The sequence below is a fragment of the Dactylosporangium sp. NPDC050588 genome (assembly GCF_040654975.1).
Lineage (GTDB): Bacteria > Actinomycetota > Actinomycetes > Mycobacteriales > Micromonosporaceae > Dactylosporangium > Dactylosporangium maewongense.
Genome location: NZ_JBFAJA010000008.1, coordinates 171,051 through 180,960, shown reverse-complemented (window position 1 = coordinate 180,960; position 9,910 = coordinate 171,051). Strand labels below are relative to the sequence as shown.

Annotated in this window: 8 protein-coding genes and 1 pseudogene; 6 read left to right on the top strand and 3 right to left on the bottom strand. The window is 73.9% G+C overall.

What is annotated here, in order from left to right:
- Window positions 1-2,101, bottom strand: a 2,101-nt coding sequence (locus tag AB0I21_RS07680) for a hypothetical protein (RefSeq protein ID WP_360559584.1), incomplete at its 3' end; no start/stop codon positions are given.
- Window positions 2,102-2,125: 24 nt separating this feature from the next.
- Here AB0I21_RS07680 and AB0I21_RS07675 point away from each other — a divergent pair.
- From AB0I21_RS07675 to AB0I21_RS07665, 3 genes and pseudogenes are all read left to right on the top strand, one after another.
- Window positions 2,126-2,635, top strand: coding sequence for an acyl-CoA thioesterase (locus AB0I21_RS07675; RefSeq protein WP_344501657.1), 510 nt, complete (start codon window positions 2,126-2,128; stop codon window positions 2,633-2,635).
- Window positions 2,636-2,751: 116 nt separating this feature from the next.
- Window positions 2,752-2,853 (top strand): annotated as a pseudogene (locus tag AB0I21_RS07670) (hypothetical protein); the annotation flags it as partial.
- A 30-nt stretch (window positions 2,854-2,883) separates the two neighbouring features.
- Window positions 2,884-3,255, top strand: coding sequence for a hypothetical protein (locus AB0I21_RS07665; protein ID WP_360559583.1), 372 nt, complete (start codon window positions 2,884-2,886; stop codon window positions 3,253-3,255).
- Here the strand turns inward: AB0I21_RS07665 and AB0I21_RS07660 are convergent.
- Complete coding sequence (locus tag AB0I21_RS07660) at window positions 3,252-3,737, bottom strand: TspO/MBR family protein (protein WP_360559582.1); 486 nt, start codon at window positions 3,735-3,737, stop codon at window positions 3,252-3,254. The genes AB0I21_RS07665 and AB0I21_RS07660 overlap by 4 nt on opposite strands.
- Window positions 3,738-3,835: 98 nt before the next feature.
- Between AB0I21_RS07660 and AB0I21_RS07655 the strand changes: the two genes are divergently transcribed.
- Entirely contained in the window at window positions 3,836-5,770 is a 1,935-nt protein-coding gene (locus AB0I21_RS07655; protein WP_360559581.1) for an acetoacetate--CoA ligase, read from the top strand.
- Here AB0I21_RS07655 and AB0I21_RS07650 read toward each other — a convergent pair.
- On the bottom strand, window positions 5,760-6,500 hold the full coding sequence (locus tag AB0I21_RS07650; protein WP_344501652.1) for a TIGR03089 family protein: 741 nt from the start codon (window positions 6,498-6,500) through the stop codon (window positions 5,760-5,762). The two genes, AB0I21_RS07655 and AB0I21_RS07650, sit on opposite strands and share 11 nt — an antisense overlap.
- A gap of 71 nt (window positions 6,501-6,571) precedes the next feature.
- Between AB0I21_RS07650 and AB0I21_RS07645 the strand changes: the two genes are divergently transcribed.
- Window positions 6,572-8,584 (top strand): N-acetylmuramoyl-L-alanine amidase, encoded by a 2,013-nt coding sequence (locus AB0I21_RS07645; protein WP_360559580.1) that lies wholly within the window; start codon window positions 6,572-6,574, stop codon window positions 8,582-8,584.
- A 128-nt stretch (window positions 8,585-8,712) separates the two neighbouring features.
- Window positions 8,713-9,858: a glycosyltransferase family 1 protein gene (locus AB0I21_RS07640; protein WP_360559579.1), complete on the top strand. Its 1,146-nt coding sequence runs from the start codon at window positions 8,713-8,715 to the stop codon at window positions 9,856-9,858.
- Window positions 9,859-9,910: the final 52 nt, after the last annotated feature.

Here is a 9,910-nt window from a genome sequence, read left to right as displayed (position 1 = left end):
ACGGCCCGAACTGCGCGGGCGGTGCCGAGGCGGGGCCGGCCGTCGGTGGTGCGAACGGCGCGGGCGGTGCGGACGCGGGACCGGCGGAGGGCTGCCCGAACTGCGCGGGCGGTGCGGATGCGGGACCGGCGGGGGATTGCCCGAACTGCGCGGGCGGTGCCGAGGCGGGGCCGGCCGTCGGTGGTGCGAACGGCGCGGGCGGTGCGGACGCGGGACCGGCGGAGGGCTGCCCGGAGTGCGTGGGCGGTGCGGACGCAGGCTGTCCGAACTGCGCGGGCGCGGGGCCGGTCGGCTGGCCGAACTGGGCCGGTGGTGCGGACGCCTGGCCGGGTGCGGGTGGTGCGGACGCGGGGCCGGACGTGGGAGGTGCGAACGGCGCCGGCGGGGCGGATGCGGGCTGGCCGAACTGGGGCGCGGGAGGTGCCGAGGCAGGCCGGGGCGCGCCCGGCGGAGCGAACGGCGGCGTCTGCGCACCCTGGCCGGAGGCCGGGCGGAACTGGGTCGCGGAGCCCGGGGCGGGTGCGCCCCCGGGCGGGAACGGCCCAGGCGGCGTCGAACCCTGCGGGGCGGCCGGAGCCGGCGGTCCACCCCGGCCACCGAGCGACGGCGGGAACGGGCCGGGCGGGGTGGCCGGCGCGGCCTGCCCACCCGAGGTCTCGGCGCCAGGAGCGGCGGCCGGCGGCCGCGCGACCGGCGCTGCGGTGGAGGACGGCTGCGTCAGCGGGGGCTGCCCGGCGAGCGGGGCCGCGTAAGGCTGCCCAGGGGCCGGGGGTGCCGAGTGAGGCTGCCCAGGGGCCGGCGGGGCAGAGAAGGGCTGTGCGGGATACGACTGCCCAGCGACCGGCGGCGCCGAATGGGGGTGCCCAGCGACCGGCGGTGCTGAATGAGGCTGTGCAGGGGCCGGCGGGGCAGAGAAGGGCTGCGCGGGGTACGTCTGCCCAGCGGCCGGCGGCGCCGAATGGGGGTGCGCGGGGGCCGGCGGAACGGAGGAAGGCTGACCAGGGGCCGGCGGCGCCGAGTAGGGCTGCCCAGCCGCCGGCGGGGCGGAGGACGGCTGGGGAGAAGAAGGCTGGGCGGCGATCGATTCCGGGGTGAGCCACGACGGGCCGGTGCTGCTGCCGGGCGCTGAGACCGGGGCCGGGCCGCCCTGCTGGCCGGGGTGTCCACCGGCGGGGGGCTGTGCGGCGAACCCAGGAGCCGGTGCCCCGCCCGCCGCGGAGGCCTGCGCGCCGAACCCGGACGCGGCCGGCTTCGAAAGCGCCGGCGGAGCAGAAGACGGCGGGGCGGACGACACCGGGGGCGCGGAGGTCACCGGAGGCGAGTACGACCCAGCGCCGGACACCGGAGCGGCGAAATGCGACACGGGCGGGTGGCCGGCGGCGGGGCGGCCCACCGGCGGCACGGGCTGCGTCGCGTCGGAAGGCAGGCCCGGCGAACCGGCCGAAGCGGCCCCAAAGGTGGGCAGGACGGAGGTGGCGCCGGAGCTCGGCGTACCAGAGCCGCTGCCGCCACCGGAGGAGGCCTGCGCGCCATACGGCGGCAGCACCGACGTGGCGCCGGCGGCGGCCGGGAACTCGGTGGTGCGGGAGCCGGGGTGCGCCGCGGTCGGGCCCTGGCCCAGGGGGAACTCGTGCGGGTCGAGGGGTTCGCCGCCGGCGACGACGACCGGGGCGGTCAACGGCCACGCGCGCCAGCGTTTGACGCTCGCGGCGGCGACCAGCAGGGCCATGCCCAGGACGGCGGTCGTGCCGTTGAGGATGGGCAGCTGCAGGTTGATCGTCAGGCCGGCGAGCTTGTAGTCGGCGGGCAGGCCGTCCAGGGCGCCGAGCGGGTCGATGAAGAGGCTCACGTAGGTGCCGAGCAGCGCCAGGCCGGCGACGACCGGGCCGACGGGGGAGATGCGCAGAGTGGCGATGAGGCCCAGGATCAGGCCGGCGCCCAGGAGGTAGGCGGCGGGCACGATGAGGTCGACGCTGTCGAAGGCGCCGCGCTCCACCCACTTCGTCACCGTTTCAGTGGATTTCTGCTGGCCGAGGGCGATCAGCAGCCACGCGATCGGGGCGATCAACATCCCCGCGATCAGGCTTCCCACGTGTCGCATGGTTCGCACCGTACCGTCTGGGGAATGCAGGAGCACACTGGCCGACCGACCGCGTATTCACGGGTGACGCTGAGCCGCATCATGACCGCCGTCGACGTCAATCTCTACGGCACGGTCCACGGCGGTGTGATCATGAAGTTCGTCGACGACGTGGCGGGCGCGGCGGCGGCGCGGCACTCGGGCGGCACGGCGGTGACGGCGTCGATCGACGAGATCCTGTTCCTGGAGCCGCTGCGGGTCGGCGACCTCGTGCACGCGTACGCGCAGGTCAACTGGACCGGGACGACGTCCATGGAGATCGGCGTGCGGCTGGTCGCGCAGCGGTGGGACGAGGTCGCCGAGCCGGTCGTGGTGGCGACCGCATATCTGGTGTTCGTCGCGGTCGACGCCGACGGCAAGCCCCGGGCGGTGCCGCCGGTCGTGCCCGATTCGCCCGAGAACGAGGGCCGGTGGCGCGAGGCCGAGATCCGCCGCGAGCACCGCCTGTCGCGCCGGGAGGCGATCCAGCGGCACCGCCAGGAAGAACAGAAGTAGCGGGAACATGACAGGCGCGTGCGGACAAGAAGGGGTGTGGACCCGGAAGGCAACCTCTTGATCGCGGACGGCTTCACGGCCATCTACGACCGGCACGCGCGGACGCTGTACCGCTACTGCGCGCGCCGGTCGGTCCGGATCTGGCCGAAGACGTCGTCGCGCAGACGTTCCTCATCGCGTACGAACGCCGCCACACCTTCGCGCAGGACCAGCCGCCGCTGCCGTGGCTGTTCGGCATCGCCACGAACGTGCTCAACCGGCACCGCCGCGACGAGGTGCGCGGCTACCGCGCCCTCGCGCGGACCGGGGTCGACCCCGTGCAGGAGAGCCACGCGACCCGGGCGGAGGAGCGCACCGACGCGCAGCGCCGGTCGCGGAAGGTCGCCCGGGTGCTGGCGAAGCTGCCCCGGCGGCAGCGCGACGTGATCTGCATGGCGGACGCGCAGAAGGCCGACTGCCTGCTCGTCGACGCGGCGACGGGCCGGTTCGCCGGCGGCGCCTGGACGGGGCGCGGATCTGAAGGTGACCGCCGGGAACTTCGAGTTCGTGGACTTTGCCACACAACCGCGGCCGGTGCCGGGCGCCGCCCGGGACCTCACGCAGGAGACGCCGGGGGCTAGCGGTTCATCCACCACACCGAAGCGTTGAGCGCGGTGGCGAACGTGACCCACGCCCAGTAGGGCACCAGCAGCCCGGCCGCGAGGCGCGACCGCCGCCAGAACATGGCGATGTTCACGCCGATCAGCACCCACAGCGCGACGATGTCGGCCAGCGCCGGCCCGCGCTGGCCGGCGCCGAAGAACAACGGCGTCCAGATCGCGTTGAGGGCCAGCTGAGCTGCGAAGACGGTGAGGGCGGCGGTCCATCCGGAGCGCCGCCACACCAGCCAGCCGGACACCGCGATGCAGCAGTACAGGACGGTCCAGACCGGCCCGAACAGCCATGACGGGGGCGCCCACGACGGCTGGCTCAGCGAGTCGTACTCACTGGCGGTCCCGGCGACGCCCAGCCCGCCGATCAGAGCGGCGGCCGCCGCGGCGGCACCGAATCCGGCGAGGCCGACCCACTGCGGGCGGTGGTGGTGCGGCAACGAGAGCGTCATACCCGTGTCGATTACCCGCGGCCGCCACACGGAAACCCGGGTGCGGATGTCGGTGGCCCACACTGAGCGATCGTTCGGGCGTGCAGGAAGATGGTCGGATGGCGAAGGAGCTGTGGCGACCCCCTGCAGACGTCCGTGAACGCACCCGTATCGGTGCCTTCCTGCGATGGCTGTCGAGCGAGCGGGGCCTGGAGTTCGAGGACTACGGGCAACTGTGGCAGTGGTCGGTCGACCACCCGGCCGAGTTCTGGCAGGCGATCTGGGAGCACTTCGAGGTCATCACGCACGAGCCGGCCACCGCGGCGCTGCCCGACGCGCGGATGCCCGGCGCCGACTGGTTCCCCGGCGCCCGCCTCAACTACGCCGAGCACGTGCTGCGGATGCCCGGCGTCGCCGACGACGAGCCGGTCGTGCTCGCCTACTCGCAGACCCGCGAGCCGGTCACGCTGACCGCCGCGCAGCTGCGCGAGCAGGTCCGCCGGGCGCAGGCGACGCTGCGGCGGCTCGGCGTCACGCAGGGCGACCGGGTCGCGGCGTACGCGCCGAACATCCCCGAGACGTTCGTCCTCATGCTCGCCACCGCCGGCCTCGGCGCCATCTTCTCCAGCTGCGCGCCCGAGTTCGGCACCCGCTCGGTCGTCGACCGGTGGCAGCAGATCGAGCCGAAGGTCCTCGTCGCCGTGGACGGCTACCGCTACGGCGACAAGGCCGTCGACCGCAGCGCCGAGGTGGCGGCGATCCGCGAGGCGCTGCCGTCGGTCGAGGCGTTCATCGAGATCCCGTATCTGCACGGCGGCGATCCGGTCTGGGACGAGACGTCCGACGCGTTGGAGTTCGCGCCGGTACCGTTCAGCCACCCGCTCTACGTGCTGTACTCCTCCGGCACCACGGGCCTGCCGAAGCCGATCGTGCACGGCCACGGCGGCATCCTCCTCGAGCACCTCAAGATGCTCGCGCTGCACCACGACCTCGGCCCCGGCGACCGGTTCTTCTGGTTCACCACGACCGGCTGGATGATGTGGAACTACCTGGTCTCCGGCCCGGCGGTCGGCGCCGCGATCGTCCTCGTCGACGGCAACCCCGCGCACCCCGACCTCGGCTGGCTGTGGCGGGTCGCGGCCGAGTCCGGCACCACGTACTTCGGCACGTCCGCGCCGTTCCTGCTGTCGTGCCGCAAGGCCGGCCTCGTCCCGAAGGAGCAGGCCGACCTGTCGGCGCTGCGCGGCGTGGGCTCGACCGGCGCGCCGCTGCCACCCGAGGGTTTCGAGTGGGTGTACGACGCGGTCTCCGCCGACGTCCTGCTGGCCTCGGCGTCCGGCGGCACCGACGTGTGCACGGCGTTCGTGGGCGGTGTGCCGCTGCTGCCCGTCCACGCGGGCGAGATCGCGTGCCGGGCCCTTGGCGCGCGGGTCGAGGCCTACGCCGCCGACGGCACCCCGGTCATCGGTGAGCTCGGCGAGCTCGTCATCACCGCGCCGATGCCGAGCATGCCGGTCGGCTTCTGGGGCGACACCGACGGGTCCCGCTACGCCGACGCCTACTTCGGCACGTACCCGGGCGTGTGGCGGCACGGCGACTGGATCACCATCGACGAGGGCGGCGCCTGCGTGATCACCGGCCGCTCCGACGCCACCCTCAACCGTGGCGGCGTCCGGCTCGGCACCAGCGAGTTCTACTCGGTCGTCGAGGGCCTCGACGACGTGACCGACTCGGTCGTCGTGCACCTGGAGGACCCCGAGGGCGGGGCGGGAGAGCTGCTGCTGTTCGTCGTGCTGCGGCCCGGCGTGACCCTCGACGACGCGCTGCGCGCCACGATCGCGCGGGAGCTGCGCACGGCCCTGTCCCCGCGGCACGTGCCCGACCAGGTGTTCGCGGTGGAGGCGGTGCCGCGGACGCTGTCGGGCAAGAAGCTGGAAGTGCCGGTGAAGCGGATCCTCACCGGCACGCCCGTCGATCAGGCCGCCGCGAAGGGCGCCCTGGCGAACCCGGAGTCGCTGCGGTACTTCGAAGCGGTCCGGGCGGCTAGACAGTAGGGCCGACGGTGTGGTCGACCTGCTCGGAGGTGCCCCGTGCGGGCAGCTTCGACAGGTCGGTGCGCACGCTGAGCACCACGCTCGCCCCGGCGGCGAGCGGCGCCAGCAGCCAGTCGAGGGGGTACGGGTACGCGTCGGCGTCGATGAGCACCCGGCCGCCCGAGATGCCCAGCTCGGCGGCGCGGGCCCGGGCGCGGTCCAGGAGCGGGCCGTGCCCGTCGAGCGAGCCGTCGGTCTCGACGAGCGCGCCGGTGTCCGCGGCGACGGGCGCGCCGGGGAAGTGGTCGCCGTGCTGGCGGGCCGAGGTCACGTAGTCGGCCCAGCCGGCCGGCGGGGTGCGCATCGGCATCCCCATCGGGGCCAGCCCGAGGACGAACCGGTCCGGCGGGCCCGCCGGCACGCCCGCCTCGACCGCCTGCGCCGACGCGAACTCGACGTCGATGCCGGCGGCGGTCGGCTCGCCGTAGGCGACGGTGACCCCGGCGGACCAGGCGCCGAGCAGCACCGCGGCGGTCTGCCAGTGCGGCGGCAGCCAGACGCCGGCCGTGTCGCCGGGGCCCAGCCCGCAGCCGTCGACCAGCAGGTTCGCGGTCTTCGAGACCCAGTTGCCGAGCGTCGCGCCGGACAGCTCGGCCCGCTCCCCGGTGGCGTCGTCGTAGAACGTCAGCAGCGGAAGTGACGGGTCCCTTCCGACAATTGCCGCAAAGAGTGAAGGAACTGTATTCCCCATATGTCCGGAAAATCCTCCCATAGCATCTCCAATCGGGTCTAGCTAGGTGGTGTGCGATGGGGGTATGGGCAATGCGACGATACCGGCGGCTCGAACTCGTCGCCGTGGGCGGCGTCGCCATCGCACTGCTCAGCGCCGGCGGTGCCACCGCCGACCCGCACATCCCGTTCCTGCCGCCGGCGCCTGACCTCGCCGCGCCGATCCAGTGGGCCAACCCCGTCGCCAAGCAGCCCGGCCCCACCGGCGTCACCCCCAACGTCACGCGCATCCCGCTGGGCAGCTTCGAGAAGCCGGCCGACGGCGTCGCCGCGCAGGCCGGCCCGCCGGCGGGCCTCGGCGAGCGGTACCGGCGCGGCGTGAAAGCACGGACACTCACCGTCACCCGTGAGGGCGTGGCCCCCTTCAGCGCCGTCGGCGTCACCTGGCGCGAGACCGGGAAGATCGGCGACGTCAGCGTCGCCGTCCGGCACCACACCCCTGGCGGCGCCTGGAGCGCCTGGAGGACCGTCGACACCGCCGAGGCCGACCGCGACGTCACGCCCGACGCGCCGCGGCCCGGCCAGCGCGGCGGCGCGGACCTCGTCTGGACCGGCAAGGCGGACGGCGTGCAACTGGCCGTGACCACGACCGGCGGGGCGACGCCGCACGACATCGCCGCCGACCTCATCGACCCCACCGACGCGCCCGGCGACATCGCGCCGGACCCCGCCACCCCGGTCACGGAGAGTCAGCCCGTCGGGCTGCGCCCGTTCATGCCCGCCATCCTGCGCCGCGCCGCCTGGGGCGCCAACGAGCAGCTGATGGACTGGCGCCCGCAGTACGCCCCCTACGTGAAGGCCGTCGCCCTGCACCACACCGCCACCGGCAACGACTACAGCCCGGAGGAGGTGCCGAAGATCCTCCGGTCGATCTACCAGTACCAGACGGTCAGCCGCGGCTGGGGCGACATCGGCTACAACGTGCTGGTCGACCGCTTCGGCAGGCTCTGGGAGGGCCGCTCCGGCGGGCTGTCCCGCCCCGTCGTCGGCGCCCAGGCCGGCGGGTTCAACACCGGCACCGCGGGCATCGCGATGATCGGCGACTACCGGTACACGAGCGTGCCGCAGCCGGTCCAGGAGGCCGCCGCGCAGTACACCGCGTGGAAACTTTCACTGCATCAGGCGATCGATCCACGCGGCACCGTCAGCCTCACCGGCGGCGGGTCGACGTCGCGCTACCCGGCCGGCACGACCGTGACGGTGCCCCGCGTCTTCCCGCACCAGCAGACCAACCCGACCGAGTGCCCCGGCGCGAAGGGCCTCGCCGCGCTGCCCTGGATCCGCGACCGCGCCGGCGCGATCCTCGGCGACCTGGTCAAACCCGAGATCGTGCGGACGCTGCTGGCCGCGTACCGGCCCACCGACGGCACCGTCCGCCTCCAGGGCATCCCCGATCCGATCTTCACCAGCGGGCCCAACGAGATCCCGGTCGCCGCGGACTACAACGGCGACGGCAAGGACGACGTCGCGACCTGGTCGCCGACGACCGGCAACTGGAGCATGCTGCTCACCGGCGAGGGCCCCAGGACCGTCCAGTGGGGTCTTCCGGGCGATGTGCCGGCACCCGCCGACTTCGACGGCGACGGCGCGGCTGAGCTGGCGGTTTTCCGTCCGGCGACCGGTGTCTGGTACATCAAGGGCATCGGCGAGCTGCAGCTCGGGGTGCCCGGCGACGTGCCCGTGCCGGCCGACTACACCGGCGACGGCCGCGCCGAGGCGGCCATCTGGCGCCCGTCGACCGGACTGTGGGCGATCTACGCGCTGCGCGAGTTCAAGGTCGGCGCGCCCGGCCAGCTCGCCGCGCCCGCCGACTACGACGGCAACGGCACCGTCGACGCCGCGACCTGGAACCCGGTCACCCAGCAGTTCACCATCGAAGGCCAGGCCGCGGTGAAGTTCGGCGCCTCCGGAACGCCGGTGTCCGCGCAGTACGACGGGGACGGCCGCGCGGATCCGGCGGTGTACCACGACGGCCGCTACGAGATCCGCGGTGCGGGCGGTTACGACGTGGGTGCGCCGGGCGACATTCCGATGCCGTTGAGCTGAATCCTGGGTTTCCTCGATCGCGAGTCGCGTCGTGGACATCGATCACCGGGGGATCGGGCGTAGGCTTTGCCTGACGTATCGCGTGACGTTCGTTACGCGTGGCATGCCGTGTTCGAAGGAGACGCCCAGTGACCCCCGGCCGTCCGCCCCGTGTGCTCGTCGACGCCACGAGTGTCCCAGCCGACCGAGGCGGTGTCGGGCGCTACGTTGACGGCCTGCTCGGCGCCCTGGCCGCGCTCGACGCCGACCTCGCCGTGGTCTGTCAGCGCACCGACGCCGAACGTTACGGACGGTTACTGTCCGGTGCCCGGATCATGGCCGCGCCGGCCGCTGCGGCCCACCGACCCGCCCGCCTCGCCTGGGAGCAGACCGGCCTGCCGATGCTCGCCCAGCAGGTCGGCGCCCAGGTGCTGCACTCGCCCTTCTACACGTGCCCGCTGCGGGCCGGCTGCCCCGTCACCGTCACGGTCCACGACGCCACGTTCTTCACCGAACCGGAGCACTACGACAAGTCCCGCCGCACCTTCTTCCGCTCCGCGATCAAGACGTCACTGCGCCGTGCCAGCCGGGTCATCGTCCCCAGCAAGGCGACCCGCGACGAGCTGATCCGCCTGCTGGACGCCGACCCGACCCGCATCGACGTCGCCTACCACGGCGTCGACCCCGACGCGTTCCACGCGCCCACCGACGACGAGAAGGCCCGCGTCCGGGCCCGCCTCGGCCTCGGCACGACGGAGTACATCGCGTTCCTCGGCGCCAAGGAGCCCCGCAAGAACGTGCCGAGCCTCATCCGCGGCTGGATCTCCGCCGTCCGCGACCGGCCCGACCCGCCGGCGCTCGTCATCGCCGGCGGCCAGGGCCACGACGACGAGATCGACGGCGCGCTCGGTGAGGTCCCCAGCCACCTGCGCCTCCTGCGCCCCGGCTACCTGCGCTACGCGGACCTGCCGGGCTTCCTCGGCGGCGCCGTCGTCGCCGCCTACCCCTCCTTCGGTGAAGGCTTCGGCCTGCCGATCCTGGAGGCCATGGCCTGCGGCGCTCCCGTCCTGACCACGCCCCGGCTCTCGCTGCCCGAGGTCGGCGGAGACGCTGTCGCCTACACCGGACCCGGCACCGACGAGATCGCCCGCGACCTCGCCGCGCTGCTCGACGATCACGAGCGCCGTAACGCGCTCGCCAAGGCCGGTGCCGCGCGCGCCAAGGAGTTCACCTGGGAGTCGAGCGCCGAGGTGCACCTCGCCGCCTGGTCGAGAGCGGCGAATCCGCGCAGTTAGTCCTCCCGCGTCACCCTCTGAAACCAGATCAGGCGATATTCGTAGTGGACAT

Coding starts and splice junctions, on each gene's coding strand:
- AB0I21_RS07675 (WP_344501657.1), top strand. CDS start 2,126: ATGCAGGAGCACACTGGCCGACCGACCGCGTATTCACGGGTGACGCTG.
- AB0I21_RS07660 (WP_360559582.1), bottom strand. CDS start 3,737: ATGACGCTCTCGTTGCCGCACCACCACCGCCCGCAGTGGGTCGGCCTC.
- AB0I21_RS07655 (WP_360559581.1), top strand. CDS start 3,836: ATGGCGAAGGAGCTGTGGCGACCCCCTGCAGACGTCCGTGAACGCACC.
- AB0I21_RS07650 (WP_344501652.1), bottom strand. CDS start 6,500: ATGGGGAATACAGTTCCTTCACTCTTTGCGGCAATTGTCGGAAGGGAC.
- AB0I21_RS07645 (WP_360559580.1), top strand. CDS start 6,572: ATGCGACGATACCGGCGGCTCGAACTCGTCGCCGTGGGCGGCGTCGCC.